General features: G+C 70.9%; 23 protein-coding genes. 8 read left to right on the top strand and 15 right to left on the bottom strand.

All coding sequences use genetic code 11. The features are described from left to right. Window positions 1–24 precede the first annotated feature (24 nt). The 5 genes from ACFKCF_RS40590 to ACFKCF_RS40570 are packed head-to-tail and all read left to right on the top strand — an operon-like array spanning window position 25 to window position 2,569. Window positions 25–195, top strand: coding sequence for a hypothetical protein (locus ACFKCF_RS40590; protein ID WP_394500655.1), 171 nt, complete (start codon window positions 25–27; stop codon window positions 193–195). After that, window positions 192–623, top strand: coding sequence for a hypothetical protein (locus ACFKCF_RS40585; protein ID WP_394500654.1), 432 nt, complete (start codon window positions 192–194; stop codon window positions 621–623). The genes ACFKCF_RS40590 and ACFKCF_RS40585 overlap by 4 nt, the downstream gene beginning before the upstream one ends. Next, complete coding sequence (locus tag ACFKCF_RS40580; RefSeq protein WP_394500653.1) at window positions 620–1,849, top strand: NRAMP family divalent metal transporter; 1,230 nt, start codon at window positions 620–622, stop codon at window positions 1,847–1,849. The genes ACFKCF_RS40585 and ACFKCF_RS40580 overlap by 4 nt, the downstream gene beginning before the upstream one ends. Next, window positions 1,846–2,223, top strand: coding sequence for a hypothetical protein (locus tag ACFKCF_RS40575; protein WP_394500652.1), 378 nt, complete (start codon window positions 1,846–1,848; stop codon window positions 2,221–2,223). The genes ACFKCF_RS40580 and ACFKCF_RS40575 overlap by 4 nt, the downstream gene beginning before the upstream one ends. After that, entirely contained in the window at window positions 2,210–2,569 is a 360-nt protein-coding gene (locus ACFKCF_RS40570; protein WP_394500651.1) for a hypothetical protein, read from the top strand. Before ACFKCF_RS40575 ends, ACFKCF_RS40570 begins: the two co-directional genes overlap by 14 nt. Window positions 2,570–2,575: 6 nt before the next feature. Here the strand turns inward: ACFKCF_RS40570 and ACFKCF_RS40565 are convergent, their stop codons facing one another. From ACFKCF_RS40565 to ACFKCF_RS40520, 10 genes are all read right to left on the bottom strand, one after another. Continuing rightward, on the bottom strand, window positions 2,576–2,905 hold the full coding sequence (locus ACFKCF_RS40565; protein ID WP_394500650.1) for a gas vesicle protein K: 330 nt from the start codon (window positions 2,903–2,905) through the stop codon (window positions 2,576–2,578). Continuing rightward, window positions 2,886–3,125, bottom strand: coding sequence for a gas vesicle protein (locus tag ACFKCF_RS40560; protein ID WP_394500649.1), 240 nt, complete (start codon window positions 3,123–3,125; stop codon window positions 2,886–2,888). The genes ACFKCF_RS40565 and ACFKCF_RS40560 overlap by 20 nt, the downstream gene beginning before the upstream one ends. Then, a complete protein-coding gene (locus ACFKCF_RS40555; RefSeq protein ID WP_394500648.1) occupies window positions 3,122–3,898 on the bottom strand; it encodes a GvpL/GvpF family gas vesicle protein in 777 nt (258 codons plus the stop codon). Before ACFKCF_RS40555 ends, ACFKCF_RS40560 begins: the two co-directional genes overlap by 4 nt. Further along, a complete protein-coding gene (locus ACFKCF_RS40550) occupies window positions 3,891–4,319 on the bottom strand; it encodes a gas vesicle protein (protein WP_192784588.1) in 429 nt (142 codons plus the stop codon). The genes ACFKCF_RS40555 and ACFKCF_RS40550 overlap by 8 nt, the downstream gene beginning before the upstream one ends. After that, complete coding sequence (gvpO, locus tag ACFKCF_RS40545) at window positions 4,316–4,687, bottom strand: gas vesicle protein GvpO (RefSeq protein ID WP_394500647.1); 372 nt, start codon at window positions 4,685–4,687, stop codon at window positions 4,316–4,318. The genes ACFKCF_RS40550 and gvpO overlap by 4 nt, the downstream gene beginning before the upstream one ends. A 4-nt stretch (window positions 4,688–4,691) precedes the next feature. Further along, entirely contained in the window at window positions 4,692–4,955 is a 264-nt protein-coding gene (locus ACFKCF_RS40540) for a gas vesicle protein GvpG (RefSeq protein ID WP_394500646.1), read from the bottom strand. After that, complete coding sequence (locus ACFKCF_RS40535; protein ID WP_394500645.1) at window positions 4,955–5,767, bottom strand: GvpL/GvpF family gas vesicle protein; 813 nt, start codon at window positions 5,765–5,767, stop codon at window positions 4,955–4,957. The genes ACFKCF_RS40540 and ACFKCF_RS40535 overlap by 1 nt, the downstream gene beginning before the upstream one ends. Before the next feature lie 2 nt (window positions 5,768–5,769). Then, the gene (gvpJ, locus tag ACFKCF_RS40530) at window positions 5,770–6,150 is read right to left on the bottom strand and encodes a gas vesicle protein GvpJ (protein WP_394500758.1); all 381 of its coding nucleotides are present in this window, start codon (window positions 6,148–6,150) and stop codon (window positions 5,770–5,772) included. Between the two features lie 69 nt (window positions 6,151–6,219). Then, entirely contained in the window at window positions 6,220–7,386 is a 1,167-nt protein-coding gene (locus ACFKCF_RS40525) for an SRPBCC family protein (protein WP_394500644.1), read from the bottom strand. Window positions 7,387–7,391: 5 nt separating this feature from the next. After that, window positions 7,392–7,865, bottom strand: coding sequence for a hypothetical protein (locus ACFKCF_RS40520; RefSeq protein ID WP_394500643.1), 474 nt, complete (start codon window positions 7,863–7,865; stop codon window positions 7,392–7,394). A 207-nt stretch (window positions 7,866–8,072) separates the two neighbouring features. On the opposite strand from ACFKCF_RS40520, the gene ACFKCF_RS40515 reads away from it, so the two are divergent. Both ACFKCF_RS40515 and ACFKCF_RS40510 read left to right on the top strand, forming a co-directional pair. Next, window positions 8,073–8,819 carry an alpha/beta fold hydrolase gene (locus ACFKCF_RS40515; protein WP_394500642.1) on the top strand — a complete coding sequence of 249 codons (747 nt, stop codon included), beginning with the start codon at window positions 8,073–8,075 and terminating at the stop codon, window positions 8,817–8,819. Beyond that, window positions 8,816–10,204 carry a hypothetical protein gene (locus tag ACFKCF_RS40510; protein ID WP_394500641.1) on the top strand — a complete coding sequence of 463 codons (1,389 nt, stop codon included), beginning with the start codon at window positions 8,816–8,818 and terminating at the stop codon, window positions 10,202–10,204. The genes ACFKCF_RS40515 and ACFKCF_RS40510 overlap by 4 nt, the downstream gene beginning before the upstream one ends. Window positions 10,205–10,259: 55 nt before the next feature. Here ACFKCF_RS40510 and ACFKCF_RS40505 read toward each other — a convergent pair whose 3' ends face one another. Further along, window positions 10,260–10,580, bottom strand: a complete 321-nt coding sequence (locus ACFKCF_RS40505; RefSeq protein WP_394500640.1) for a plasmid stabilization protein — start codon at window positions 10,578–10,580, stop codon at window positions 10,260–10,262. A 109-nt stretch (window positions 10,581–10,689) separates the two neighbouring features. Beyond that, on the bottom strand, window positions 10,690–11,250 hold the full coding sequence (locus ACFKCF_RS40500; protein ID WP_394500639.1) for an SRPBCC family protein: 561 nt from the start codon (window positions 11,248–11,250) through the stop codon (window positions 10,690–10,692). Window positions 11,251–11,352: 102 nt separating this feature from the next. Between ACFKCF_RS40500 and ACFKCF_RS40495 the strand changes: the two genes are divergently transcribed. Further along, window positions 11,353–11,550 carry a hypothetical protein gene (locus tag ACFKCF_RS40495; RefSeq protein ID WP_394500638.1) on the top strand — a complete coding sequence of 66 codons (198 nt, stop codon included), beginning with the start codon at window positions 11,353–11,355 and terminating at the stop codon, window positions 11,548–11,550. Window positions 11,551–11,593: 43 nt separating this feature from the next. Here the strand turns inward: ACFKCF_RS40495 and ACFKCF_RS40490 are convergent, their stop codons facing one another. Genes ACFKCF_RS40490 through ACFKCF_RS40480 form a run of 3 tightly spaced genes read right to left on the bottom strand, consistent with a single transcriptional unit; the run spans window position 11,594 to window position 14,063 of the window. Beyond that, the gene (locus ACFKCF_RS40490) at window positions 11,594–12,541 is read right to left on the bottom strand and encodes a UDP-glucuronic acid decarboxylase family protein (protein WP_394500637.1); all 948 of its coding nucleotides are present in this window, start codon (window positions 12,539–12,541) and stop codon (window positions 11,594–11,596) included. After that, window positions 12,526–13,395, bottom strand: a complete 870-nt coding sequence (locus tag ACFKCF_RS40485) for a glycosyltransferase family 9 protein (RefSeq protein ID WP_394500636.1) — start codon at window positions 13,393–13,395, stop codon at window positions 12,526–12,528. Before ACFKCF_RS40485 ends, ACFKCF_RS40490 begins: the two co-directional genes overlap by 16 nt. After that, window positions 13,386–14,063, bottom strand: a complete 678-nt coding sequence (locus ACFKCF_RS40480) for an SDR family oxidoreductase (protein WP_394500635.1) — start codon at window positions 14,061–14,063, stop codon at window positions 13,386–13,388. The genes ACFKCF_RS40485 and ACFKCF_RS40480 overlap by 10 nt, the downstream gene beginning before the upstream one ends. Window positions 14,064–14,074 lie beyond the last annotated feature (11 nt).

The following is a 14,074-nucleotide window of genomic DNA, read 5'->3' as shown; positions in this document are numbered from 1 at the left end:
GGGGCAGGCAGGGCGCTGATCGCGATGCCCCTCGGCGCCCTGCTTGATGCCGCGTCATCATCCGTGACTGTTCGTCGCCGGCTCGGGCAGTTGATGTTCGTGATGGATGAGGGTCTCGTCTTACTGGTGGCGTGGGGGCAGTATCTCGTCTTGCTGGGCACGCTCGCGTACCTGCTGTTGCGGCGGCGCGCATGAGGCGATCGTGGGCGGTCGTGCTGGTTGGCCTGCTGGTGACGGGCTGTTCCAGTCCGGCGTGGAACGACCGCGACTACGAGCTGAAGGCGGCCTCGTCGGCTGAGGCGGTCGGCTCGACGGTCGAGGTGGTGCGGCTGGCCGTCGGCGGGAACGGCAAGTTGACCCGGCCGTACCTGAAGGTGGTGCTGACGACGGCGGCCGAGCAGGTGCAGGGCGTCAACGACCAGTTCGGGGCGGTGCAGCCGCCGTCCGATCAGGCCGAGGTGCTGGGCGAGCACCTGCTGCAGGTCACCGAGCGGGCCGAGAAGGTCGTCTCGGGCCTGCTGGTGGAGGTCAGGCGCGATCGCGTCGAAGATCCGGCCCGGGCGGCGCGGGAGCTGGCGGAGCTGGGCGAGAGTCTGCGGCGTTTCCAGGACGAACACGAATGAAGCGGCTTCTGGGTATCACCCTGGGCATCCTCACCGCGATCGGCGGCTTCGTGGACATCGGCGATCTGGTCGCCAACGCCCTGGTGGGCTCGCGTTTCGGCATGTCGCTGGCGTGGGTGGTACTGCTGGGGGTGCTGGGCATCTGCGTGTTCGCCGAAATGTCGGGCCGGATCGCGGCGGTCTCGGGGCGGGCGGTGTTCGACCTGGTACGTGAGCGGCTCGGCCCGAAGGCGGGGCTGGCGAACCTGGGCGCGTCGTTCTTCATCCTGGCGATGACGGTGGCGGCCGAGATCGGCGGCGCGGCGCTGGCCCTGGAGCTGGCCACCGGCGTCAACTACCTGCTGTGGGTGCCGGTCGTGGCGTTCGCGGCGTGGCTGGTGATGTGGCGGGTGAAATTCGAGACGCTGGAGCGTGTCTTCGGGCTGGCCGGGCTCGCGCTGGTGATCTTCGTCGTCGCGCTGTGGCAGCTCGGGCCCGACTGGGGGGAGCTGTGGCGGCAGGCCAGTCAGCCCGCTCCGCCGCCGGACGAGGGGCTGCCCACCTACTTCTATTACGCGATCGCGCTGCTGGGCGGGGCGATGACACCGTACGAGGTGTTCTTCTTCTCCTCCGGCGGGGTGGAGGAGAAGTGGACCCGCCGCGACCTGTCGATCTCCCGGGCCAACGTGCTGATCGGCTTCCCGCTCGGCGGGCTGCTGTCGCTGGCCATCGCGGCGTGCGCGGCCACGGTGTTCCTGCCGGTCCACGTGCAGGTGGACTCCCTGGACCAGATGGTGCTGCCGGTCGCGCTCGGGGCCGGCCAGATCGGACTGGCGCTGGTGATCCTCGGCGTGTTCGCGGCCACGTTCGGCGCGACGCTGGAGGTGGCGCTGTCGTCCGGCTACTGCCTGAGCCAGTACTTCGGCTGGCAGTGGGGCAAGCGGGTGCGCCCGCGCGAGGCGGCCCGCTTCCACTCCACGGTGCTCATCGTGATGATCGTGTCGACCGCGCTGATCCTGACGACGATCGACCCGATCATGGTGACCGAGTACTCGCTGGTGTTCTCGGCGGCGGCGCTGCCTCTGACGTATCTGCCGGTGCTGATGATCGCCAACGATCGGGACTACATGGGGGACAAGGTGAACGGCGTCTTCTCCAACACCCTGGGCACGGTCTTCATGATCCTCCTCGTCGCGGTGTCGGTCGCCGCCATCCCCCTCTTGCTGGCCACGAAGGCGGGCCAATGACGAGCGCACGCGTCCTGCACGCCCAGTTGCACCTGCTCGACCGGCAGGTCGTGCACGACCGGGACGGCCGCCTGGTGTGCAAGGTCGACGATCTGGAGCTGGCCTTCGACGAGCAGGGCCGGCCGTACGTCACCGCGATCCTGATGGGGCCGCTCGCGCTCGGGCCGCGCATCGGCGGGGTGCTCGGCAGGCTCATGACCGGCCTCGCCCGCCTGCTCGGCGCCCAGGCTCCGCCCCGCATTCCGATGGCGGACGTCAGCCGCATCGCCAGTGCCGTACACGTCGGCGGTGACCTGGAACGGCCCGCGCTCGAACGCTGGGTCCGCACCCACCTCATCGAACCCATCCCCGGAGCCTCGCATGAGACTGAGTGACCTGCTCGCCCGCCCGGTCCGCGACAGCGCGGGGCGCACCGTCGGCCAGGTCGCCGACGTGCGCCTGGTGCAGGACGGGCCGCTGCTCCTGCAGGTCCACAACGCCTTCCGGGTGGCCGGACTGATCGTCGTGACCCGGCACACCGGGCGGCTGTTCGGCTACGAACGAGGCCCGGCCATCAAGGGGCCCTGGCTGGTCAGGGCCCTGCTCAGGGTGCTGCACCGCAACACCCGCTACGTCCCGTGGGAGCACGTCGGCGACATCGACGACCGCGGCATCCTGCTGCGCGTCCCGCAGCACGAGCTGGCCTCGGTCCATGACCTCTACCAGGAGAACGGGCCCTGAGCCGGGTCAGCGGTCCTCGGGGAGGAGCGTGCCGAGCGGCCCGAGATCGAGGTTGAGGTCCGACGGCGACAGGTCGAAGCGCTCGCACAGCTCGGTCATGGCCTCCTCGAGCCGCATCAACGTCACGCCCAGCACCTCTACCTGCTCGTCCGACAGGTCGCCCTGCTCCATCCGCCGCACGCACTGCCGCTCCACCAGCTGGCGCACGAGCTCGACCAGGGTGAGGACGAGGCGCGACAGGTCACGTTCCACCGCTTCCCGGTCGGCCTCGATGCGCAGGCGGCTGGATCGCGCCTCGCGCACCCGGGTGGCCGGCTCACCTGCAGGTCTCACCATCGATGCCCCCGAAAGTGTCGGATTCGCGAACCGACATGATCAGCGCGCGGACGGAGATGCGTACCAGGTCGATGTCCGCGATGGAAAGGACGAGGTCCCCGCTCACCACCACGCCTCCGGCCAGGAGCCGGTCCAGCAGGTCGACCAGCGCGACCCGCTCCGCCGGCAGGCGTTCCTCCGCGGCCAGGACGGCGCCGCGCGGGGGCGCGTCGTGGGTCACCGCGGGCCTCCTTCCTCCAGAACCGTGAACGAGTAGGGCGCCCAGGGGCCGGTGAGCTCCAGCTCGATCCCCTGCCCGCGCAGCCCGTCCAGAGTCCGCGCGAACTCCTCCGCGCGCTCCTCGTCGACCAGGTAGGCGCCGTTGAGGACCATCCACTCGTCCCTGCCGGAGAGCTGCGGGTCCTGCGCCCGATGCCGCCGGCTCGCGACCGCGACGTACCTGAGCGCGTCGTGGATGCGCTCGGCGCGCTCCCCCGCGTCGCGCCACGACTCCTCGCGGGTACGCAGGCTCGCCTGGCGGCGCTTGAGGTAGGCGGTGCCGGGGCTGGCCGGCTCCTGGCCGCTCGGCTCGGGCGCCACCGGGGCGGCCTCGGTCTTGACCACGTACGCCTTCACGCCCCACTCCTGCCGGCCCGCGACGCGGGCGAGCGTGTCGGCGAAGTCGTCGTGCCGTTCCTCCAGCAGGCGGCGGACCTGCTCCTCGCCGCTGTAGACCGTGACGAGGCGCACCGGGGCGACCGGCCCCAGCCGCGCCACCGCCTCCACCACGTGGTGGTGGGCGTGGGCGGTCGCGCCCAGCCAGTCGAGGTCCTCCATGGATCGCCGCAGCGGCTCCTCGCCGAACTGGTCCAGCGGGACGGTGCTCACGTACGCGACGAGACCGGACTGGGCGATGGCCCGCACGTCCCGGCCGGCCACCCCCTTCAGGCCCTGCGGGCAGGGGACGGCCACGTCGCTCGCCACGGCGTAGAGGTACGTGCCCGCGTCATCCACCGCGCTCGTCCCTTCTCGCCTCCGTCCTTCTGACCGGCCGGTCCTCCACGGACTCGACCTCGCCCTCGATCGGCTCGATGGCGCGGCGCCGCGGCCGCCCCTCCTCCAGGGCCGCGATCCGGTCGCGCAGCCGGCGGTTCTCCTCGACGAGGGCCTGGTCCTTGCCGGTGAGCCAGGGATCGTGCTCCCACCAGTCGATGCCCATCTCCCTGGCGGTGTCGACCGAGGCGATGATCAGCCGCAGCTTGATCGTGAGCAGCTCGATGTCCAGCAGGTTCACGCGGATGTCCCCGGCGATCACCACGCCCCGGTCGAGGACCCGCTCGAGAATGTCGCCCAGGTTGGCCGGTTCGCGACCCGAGGACACCGAAGAAGGATACGACTGGCGTCCCACGACCCCCGGCCGGTACTGCTCGGTCATCGCGGCTCCTCCTGGTAGTCGCCGCTGCCACGCCGGTAACGCCGCAGCCTCCGGTAGGAGAGCAGATCGCCCTCCGGGTCCAGTTCGGCCTCGTAGAGTGCGAGGATGTCGCCGGAGGAGGGGACGCGCCGGTCCTCGACGACCTCGACGTTGACCAGCCACCCGTCGTCCTCGGGCTTCACCCGGGTCACGCCCTCCGTCTCCCTGCGGGTCAGGTCCGCGATGTGCTCCAGCCCGATCTCGCCCGCGGTCGCGGCGCTCAGGCCACGAGGGCGACGTTTCGGCCGCTCCGTGGTCTCGGCGGCGGGGTCTCTCGAACGCCCCGGAGGCGGAACCCCCTCTTCGCGAGACCTTCGCCTCTCAGGCACAGGATCACCTCCCCTGGTCCCGCCGTATCGGCTCGACCGGACGGGGGCCGCCCATCATCCCCTGCAGGACCTCCCGCATCTCCAGGGCCTGCTCCTCCTCGGAGATCAGGCCGGCGGCCCGGGCGGCCTCTATCTCCTCCAGCCGGTGCCTGACCACCGTCGGATCGCGCATCTCATGCTCGACCTGTTCCTGGATCAGCTCACCGAGCCGGATCACGCCGCGCACCGGCGCCAGCGGCCAGCCGAAGAGGAGGCTGATCAGGCCCATCAGCCGCCCTCCCCGCCGCTCACCACGAAGTCGTACGGCGCCAGCGGGCCGTGCAGCTCCAGCTCGATCCGTCCCTCCCACAGCCGGGAGTACTCCTCCACGGCCTCCTCAAGCTCGCCCTGGCGGTCGTTCTCGACCAGGAGCGCCAGGTGGACGGCGTCCCGCTCGTGGGACGGGTCACGTACGACGGTGAAGACGCTGATCGGGGCGAGCCGGTCGAGGACGGCCTGGGTGTCGGCCTCCCGTTTGGCGCTGACCGCCTGGTTGACGAGCTCACCGAGCCGGATGCGCGCCTCCCTGGTCGCGGCCTCCGGCTTGCCCCGGATCTCGTCGCGCAGCTGCGCCGCCTCGACGTTCTCGGTCAGCACCTCCATGAGCACCGCCCGCTCGTCGTAGCGTCCTTTGACGACGAACTCGGCCCGTCCCTCCAGCTCGTCGAGGGCGGCGACGAACTCGTCGTGATGCGGGGCCAGCAGTTCGTCCACCACCGCTTCCCGGTTCGTCAGCACCGCGCCGAAACGCAGGGGAAGCACGGGAACCTCGGCCGCGGTGGCGTCCAGCAGTTGCTGGTGCGCCACGAGGTCGTCGGGCGTGCCCAGCGGGCGGTCGATCGCCACCTCGCTCACCAGGGCCCCGAGCTTGCCGTGCCGCACCAGACGCACGGGGGCCGGCGGGCTGCCCACGCCGCGCGCCTCGTCGGAGACCTGGACGTCCTCCGGCACGATTCCGTAGACGTAGGCGCTGAGGCCCCGGTCCAGGGGTGTGCGCTCCTCCTCGGCCGCGGAGGGGGCGGTGTCGACGGACTCGGCCATGGTCAGCTTTCCTCCCTCTGGCGACGCCGGGCGGGCCTGCGTTCGGAGCTCTCGGTGAAATCGCCGACGAGTTCGTGCAGCTTGTCCCCGGCGGCTTCCAGGACCCCTTGCGTGATGTCCTTGGTCCTGTCGCCGATCTGGCCGCCCTTCATCTCCTGCATGATCTCCGGCAGGCCCTGGCTCTGTTCGGCGAGATCCAGCCGGTTCACGGCCTCGGCGAAGCGCAGGTACGTGTCGACGCTGGCGATCACGATGCGCGTGTCGATGGTCAGAATTTCGATGCCGACCAGTGAGACCCGGACGTAGGCGTCGATCACCAGTCCCTTGTCGAGGATCGTGTCGATCACGTCCGCGAGACCCGACGGGCTGGGCCCTTGTGCCATTCCGCCGCCCGTCGCGGGTTGTATAGTCATTTCCTCGCTCCTCGAACCTCACCCCGCCTGACGGCGGCGTCACCCACGTCGGGTCGCCACCCTGCGGCGCACCGGCCGCCGGGGCTCTTCCTCCTCTTCCGCGGGACGCCGTCGCACCGGGCGCCGGGCCTCCTCACTCCTGCCGGTTTCGGCGCGGCGACGGGTTCTCTCTTCTTCCTCTTCCTCTTCTTCTTCCGGCTCCTCTTCGTACTCGGCCTCAGGCTCCTCTTCCTCTTCCTCCTCTTCCTCTTCGCGTTCGGCTTCGGGCTCCTCTTCCTTCTCTTCCGCTTCCGGCTCCTCGGGCCTTTCCTCTTCCTCGGGCCTTTCCTCTTCCCTGGGCCTTTCCTCTGCTTCGGCCTTCTCCTCCTCGACGGCCTGCTCGTGCGTCTTGACGACCTTGCTGTCGTGGATCACGCCCCGCCAGCCGTCTTCCTCGGCCTCCTCCGGGTGCAGCATGGTCTGCGTCATCACGTGCCGCCGGAAGTGCTTGAACTCCAGACGCGCCCGCCTGCCCTGCGCCCGCCAGATGTTGCCGACGCGCTCGAACATGCCCTGCGGGTGATATTCGAGGACGAGCAGGATGCGGGTGAGGTCGGGGGTGATGGCGTGGAAGGTCACCGCGCCGTCGACGTAGCCCTTGGCCCCCTTCGACCGCCAGATGATCCGCTGGTCGGGCACCTGCTCGACGATGTGCGACTCCCAGGACCGGTGGGACCAGAAGATCTGCGCCTTCCAGTTGACCTTCTCATCGGATGCCTGGTCGACGTTCTCCACCTTTTTCATGTAGCCCGGGAAGGTCTCGAACTGGGTCCACGCGTTATAGACGATCCGGATCGGGGCCCCCACATCGATCCATTCGACGATGTTGACGATCCGCGCCTTTCCGGCCCTCTTCCCTTTCTTCCCCAGTCCTTTGAGCGTCTCCTTGACGGCCGTCCCCGCTCCGGACAGAAGCGATTTCCCGAGGATTTTCCCGGGACCCACGCCCTCCGATCCGGTTATGGCGCTCAACAGTCCGCCGGTTCCGCCACCCTCCGCGAAATCGGTGAGCCGGCCCGTCATGCCCTCAAGCCGATCGGTGAGAGACGACAGCGCCCGCTCCACCAGAGCCTGGACCAGCTTCTGCGCCCCCTCCATGAGGAGGTCCTTCGGCAGCACCTCCTGCGCGGCCTTCTGGACCGGCCCGGCCTTGCTCTCCTGCGCCATGGGTCTCACCTCCGCCCTCTGCGCACCGGCGGGACGGAAGGCACCCGCCCGGTTCTGGGCCGCCGCACGCGGGGCCTCTCCTCCGGAGGCTCCTCGTCGTACGCTTCCTCGCCGTACTCTTCTTCTTCCTCCTCTTCCGGCTCCTCCGCGGCACGTGGCCGGCCTCCCTGCCGGATCGACTCGGCTCGCCCGTGCAGCTTCTCGCTCAGGGAGTCGATCTGCCTGCTCGTCGCGGCGACGGCGGCCGCCTTGCCGACCTCAAGCAGTTCTCCGCGCAGCCGGCCGGTGAGTTGCTCGATCTCCGGGGACGAGCCGAGGATCTTCAGCCCTTGCCCCAGGAGGCCCCCGCCTCCATTGCTCTTCCGCAACGCACCGGCCACCCCGGCCGCCGCCAGGGCGGTGGCCCAGCGCAGCTTGCGGCGCCGGCCCAGGTAATAACCTGCGGCGAGAGCCAGCGCCACTCGGCACCTGTCCTTCATGACCAGCCCTCCTCACTTGGCTGACCCGGTCGGTGCCACCCTGCCCGCGAAGCAGACACAGAAACACATAAACCCCAAAAATGGACAGAGCTTCGTTCGGTCGGCAACGATTGCTCTCCGTGAAATTTGCATCACGCAGGCAGATCACCCGGTGGGGTTCGTACGATCTCGATCCGGGTAGGGGGCGGCCTTCGAGGAAGGAGAGGCGTGCCGCTCGAACCGCTCACCCATACCGTCATGGACCTGACCATGGCGAGCTGGCGCAGCCACGGTCCCGGCCCCGCGGTGGTGTGCGTCCACGGCGCCGGGGTCTCCAGCCGGGAGATGCTGCCGTTCGTCGAAGTCCTGGGACGGACGCACGACGCCTGGAGCGTCGACCTGCCCGGCTTCGGGCGTAGCGACAAGCCCGATGATCCTCCGACCGTGGCGGGGCTCGCGGACGTGCTGGCCGCCTGGCTGAAGGCGGCGGAGCCGGCGCAGCCCTGCCTGCTGGGCGGCTCCTTCGGCTGCCAGGTGGCGGTCGAGCTGGCGACCCGCTTCCCTGGCCTGATCAGCGCGCTGGTGCTGGTCGGCCCGACGGTGGATCCGCACGCCAGGTCCGCCGCCCGCCTGGCCGGCCAGTGGCTGCGCAACTCGGTCCGGGAGAGCCCGCGCATGATGCCGCTGAACGTCGCCGACTACCGGGACGCCGGGTTGCGGAGGGTGCTGGCCAGCTTCGGCGCCTCCATGCGGGACCGGATCGAGGACAAGCTCCCGTACGTGGACGTGCCCGTTCTGGTGGTGCGCGGCGGCAAGGACAGGATGGTGAGCCAGGCGTGGGCCGAGGAGGTCACCAGGCTCCTGCCGTACGGGCGGCTGTCGGTCATGGAAGGGCTGCCCCACATGGTGCCCTACCGCGATCCGCACGGCCTGGCCCGCGAGGTCGCCGCCTTCCTCCGGGAGGCCGGCTCATGAGGCCCGCCAAGGCGGTGGCGTCGTTCGACTCGGCCTCCGGCATGCTGCGGGCGCTGTCGCGCTTCCTGCACGGCAAGGACGTGCCCCTGATCGGCCAGGGCCCGGCGGCGATGGAGGGCGTGGCGTCCGCGGTGCTCGGCGGGGCGGCGAAGCTGCCGCGAGCGCTCCAGGAGAAGGCGTACGCGCTGAGCGGATGGGCCGAGGCCGTGCCCATGCGCCGGGTGCCCGAGCTCCGCTCCGCCGACCTGGCACGCTGGGTGACCGGGCACTATCCGCGCCGCCCTTATCCGGTGGCCTTCATCGGGTCCTCCAACGGCGCCATGATCCACCTGGCCGCGGCCCTGTCCGCGCCGTGGCTGCCGCAGACGCTGCTGATCCCGGTACGCCGCCACGGCGTCCGGCCGGACGACCCGCAGGGGGACCTGGCGAAGACGCGCGCCGCGGGCCGGGCGCTGCTCGACGCCAACCCCGACCTGGCGCTGCACCACATGCACGACGCCAACCAGGACCGGCTGATGATCGCCGGCATGACGTACTTCCGGATCAAATGGCGCCGCCTGGCGGCGGCCTACCGCGCATTCCTGGAGTCGTCGCTGCCGCCCGGCGCGACGCTGGTCGTCGTGGACTGCGCGCTGCGCTGGCCCACCACGACGGTGAGCGAGCACCACGTGTTCCAGCACGGCGCGCTCGGCGGCGCCACCCGGCAGGAGTACGAGCGCGGCGGGCCGCGCGTGGCCGACTACCTCGCCCGCTACCGAGCCGGACGGTCGCGCTGGGAGTACCCGCCGGCCGACGGCGACAGCCCGGAAGCGGAGTGGGGATTCCAGCCCGAACTGCTCGCCGACCTGGAAGAGCTCGCGGAACGCAACCGGTGGCGGCTGGTCCGCATGCGCTTCGGCGAGCCGGAGGACCTGAGCCCGGTGGTCGCCGACCTGTACCGGGCCTGGTACCGGGAGCGCGGCCTGCCCGGCGACCGGCTGCTCATCGAGTCCTTCCTGCTGATGGAGCCCTGGTGGGCGCTGCGCAGCGGGTCGGTCCCGTACTGGATGGTGTTCAACACCGAGCAGTCGCTCGCGCACGTGCAGGACTACCTCGACCGGGCGGAGGCGTTCGACGAGATCAGGCTCATCCTGTTCTCCCACGGCGTGGATTCCATCGGTCTGGCCTCGGCCGAGGACTGGCGGAAGATGCTGGCGCGGGCCCGCAAGCTGGGCGTCTTCACCGGTGTCGACACCCGCGCCTACCCGCGCGACTTCGCCGGCCTCGCCCGCGCCCACCGGGAGCTGGCCCGCATCCGCACGACCTACCCGATGCCGCGGCCCCTGGAATGGCCGGTGGCCGAGGAGTTCCTCACCGGACGCGACGAGCTGGACTGGAGCGGTTGACACCCTGCCGGAACGCTGTGGGGCGTGCCCAGAGCTCCCCGGCAGGGAATCCGTTCTAACCGAGGGCTTTCTCCAGCTGCGCCTTGCTCATCTTCGAGCGGCCCTTGATGTTGCGGCGCTTGGCCTCCTCGTAGAGCTGATCCCGCGTACGGCCGCCCGCTCCGGAGTGCGAGCGCAGCCCTCCGCGCCGGCTCGAGGAAATGTCCTGAGTCGAGGTACGGCTGGCGGTCCGCGACTCACCGGCCCTGGCGCGTTCCTTGTTCACGGTGCGCGCGGCGATCTCCTTGGCCCGCTTGTCGCTCTGGCCTCGCTTCTTGGCGCTGTCCTTGATGTGTTCGTACTGTCGTTCCCGTTTCCTGCTCGATCCGCGAGGCATGTTTCCCCCTTTGCCCACTGTTCGCGGTTGGCTTGTTTGCCATCTACCCAGCTGAAAGCCACGAAACGAACCGGCCGCGCCTCCCGGGCGGGAGGCACGGCCGCGTGGACTACAGGCCGGGCTGGGTGGGCGGGGGGTAGCCGGGGCCGGGGCGCGGCGACGGGGTGCCGGTCCCCGGCAGCGGGGCGTCGGGCCGCGGGACCGCGTCGCCGGCGTGCTGGGGCGGCACGCTGCCGCGCCACGCGCCGGTCTCGGTGCCGCGGGTCTCGATGTAGTCCTTGAAGCGGCGCAGGTCGCCCTGAACACGCATGCGGACGATCTGGAGCCAGTCACCGGCGGTCTCGACGAAGCCCTCGGGGTCGTACTCCATCTGGAGGGTGACGCGGGTGGTGGTGTCGTCGATGCGGTGGAAGGTGACGACGCCGGCGTGGTGGGGCTTGTCGAGCGTGTGCCAGGCGACGCGCTCGTCGGGGTGCTGCTCGGTGATCTCGGTCTCGAACTCGCGCTTCACGCCGGCGATCTCGGCCAGCCAGGTGGCGCGGGTGTCGGTGTGCTGCTTGACCGACTCCACCCCTTCCATGAATTCGGGGAACGTCTCGAACTGCGTCCACTGGTTGTAGGCGACGCGGATCGGGACCTTGACATCTAGGGAGTACTCGATCGTGCTCATGGTGTCGCCCTCTGCCCGTTCTGGCCCGCGGTTAACGTCAAACCGTTTGACAGGCCCTGTTGGGTATGCGGGCCTTCAACGTCTCACGGGAAGGCCCCAAGCATGCGAGCCGTGGTCGTCAACCGCACCCTGAAGCCCTCGCCCGAGCCCTCCAACACCGGGGCCCTCGCCGAGGTCGTCAGCGCCGAACTGCGCGAACGCGATGTCGACGTGGAGACGGTCAGGGCCGTGGACCTGAACCTCCGTCCCGGCGTCCAGACCGACATGGGGCCGGGCGACGACTGGCCGCCGCACCCATGACCGCGCCACCGGAGTGAGAGTCACCGACGTGAGCGGAGGCCGGTCAGGTGGCGGGGACGGGGCTGTCCAGCCTGGAGAACCATTCGATGGTTCTGCGCAGGCCCTCCTCCGCCCCCACGACAGGCCGCCAGCCCAGCTCGCTCTCGGCCAGGCCGGTGTCGGGCCGGCGCACGCTCGGGTCGTCGACGGGCCTGTCGATGAACTCGATCGGTGACGACGAGCCCGCCAGCTCCCGGATGAGGCCGGCCAGCTCCACCATCGTCAGCTCGTCGGGATTGCCGATGTTCACGGGTCCGGCGAAGTCGCTGGCGGCCATGCGCAGGATGCCGTCCACGGTGTCGTCGACGTAGCAGATGGAGCGGGTCTGGCTGCCGTCGCCGGTCACCGTGATCGGCTCGCCCGCCAGGGCCTGCCTGATGAAGGTCGGGATCGCCCGGCCGTCGAAGGGCCGCATCCGTGGCCCGTAGGTGTTGAAGATGCGCACGATGCCGGTGTCGACGTCATGGGAGTTGCGGTAGGCGGTGGTCAACGACTCGGCGAAGCGTTTGGCCTCGTCGTAGACACTGCGCGGCCCGACGGGGTTCACGTTGCCCCAGTACGTCTCGCGCTGCGGGTGTTCGAGCGGGTCGCCGTAGACCTCACTGGTGGAGGCGAGCACGAAGCGGGCCTGCTTCTCCTTGGCCAGGCCGAGCGCGTGCAGCGTGCCCAGGCTGCCCACCTTGAGCGTCTCGATCGGGTGCTTCAGGTAGTCGGCGGGCGAGGCGGCCGAGGCGAAGTGCAGCACCAGCTCCACCTCGCCGGGCACGTGCACGAAGCCCGTCAGGTCGCACTCGACGATCCGCAGCCCCGTACGGTCCAGCAGGTGTTCGAGATTGCGCGGGGAGCCGGTGAGGAAGCTGTCCATGCAGACGACCTCCGCTCCCCCGTCCAGCAGCTTCTCGCACAGGTGGGAGCCGAGAAACCCGGCTCCTCCGGTCACCACGACTCGCATCGCGTCATCACCTCGATCACCTCGTCGACTCCGAGCTCCAGCAGGCCGGCATCGGGCTCGCGCCCGTGCGGGTCACCGGTGCCGCCTTTCCACAGCACGACGTGCGGCCCGGTGGCGGGCGGCCCCCACAGCGCGGGCGGGACCGGCCCGAACAGCAGCACCGAAGGAGTGCGGTAGGCGCTGGCCAGATGCCCGACCCCGGTGTCGCCGCACACCACCAGCCGGGCGTCGCGGACCAGCCGGGCCAGCTGCCGCACGTCCGTGCGGCCGGCGGCGACCGTGGCCCCCGTGTCGCCGGCGACTCGCTCGGCCAGGCTCCGCTCGGCCGGGCTTCCCGTGACGACCACCTCCCTGCCGCGTGCCCGCAGCGCGCTCACCACTGCCGCGAACCGGTCCGCGGGCCACATCCTGGACGGGGCACCCGCGCCGGGATGGACCACCACGGGTCCGCTCCTGTCGCCGCGACCCAGGTACAGGTCGGCCGGGTCGGCCGCGATGCCGTACCACTCCAGCAGGTCGCACCAGCGGCGCACCTCGTGCACGTCCGCGCGCCACGGCGGGCCGTCCCCGCCGTGGGTGAGCAGCCGTCGCGGACGGGTCGCGCGCAGCGCTCGCGTGCTCTGCGGGCCGCGGCCGTGCAGGTTCACCGCCACCTCGGCCCCGCCGTACGGGACGGGGCCGGGACCCCGCACCTCGACCACCTCGTCGACGGGCAGCAGCGGCGCGAGCGCCGGCGGCCCGGCCAGCACGAGGCGGCGGGTGGGGAAGGCGCGGCGCAGCGCCCGCAGCGCCGGGACCGCCGTCAGCAGGTCACCGAGCCCGAGCCCGCGCAGCGCCAGCACGTCTAGGGCCACGAGGTCTCCGTGGACGGGCAGACGACCAGCTCGCGCACCTCGCAGCCGGGCGGCTGCGAGAGCGCGAAGACGACGGTCTGCGCCACGTCCTCCGGCCGGTTGAGCCTGGCGTCGGGGCCCGGCCTGTACTGCTCCGGCCGCTCGTCGAAGAAGTGCGTCGCCATCCCGCCGGGGACCAGCATCGTGACCCCGACCTGGCCGGCCAGTTCGGCGGCCAGGGCCCTGGTGAAGCCCACCACGCCGAACTTGGCCGCGCAGTAGGCCGTCGCGTCGCTCACCGCGCGCAGGCCCAGCGTCGAGGCGCAGGTCACCACCCGTCCGGAGGACTCCCGCAGGTACGGCAGCGCGGCCCGGACGGTCGCGGCCGTCCCCATCAGGTTGACCTTGATCACCCGTTCCCAGTCGTCGGCGGTCACGTCCTCCAGCCGGCCGCAGGCGTCGATGCCCGCCGCGGTGACGACGCCGTCGAGGCCGCCGGCCCGGTCGGCCAGCTCCCGCACCGCGCGTTCGGCCTCGTTCCGGTCGGCCAGGTCGGCGACCGTGTGGTCGAACCCGTCGGCGGCGCGCAGGTCCACCACCAGCGGCCTGCCTCCCGCCTTGGCGACCGCTTCGGCCACGGCGTGGCCGAGGCCCGACGCGCCGCCGGTGATCAGGATGTCTCCAAGCATTCGTTTCCCTC

The sequence above is a fragment of the Nonomuraea sp. JJY05 genome (assembly GCF_043496855.1).
Taxonomy (GTDB): Bacteria; Actinomycetota; Actinomycetes; order Streptosporangiales; family Streptosporangiaceae; genus Nonomuraea.
The sequence above is the reverse complement of the archived record's forward strand: the minus strand, read 5'-3'. Positions and strand labels throughout refer to the sequence as shown.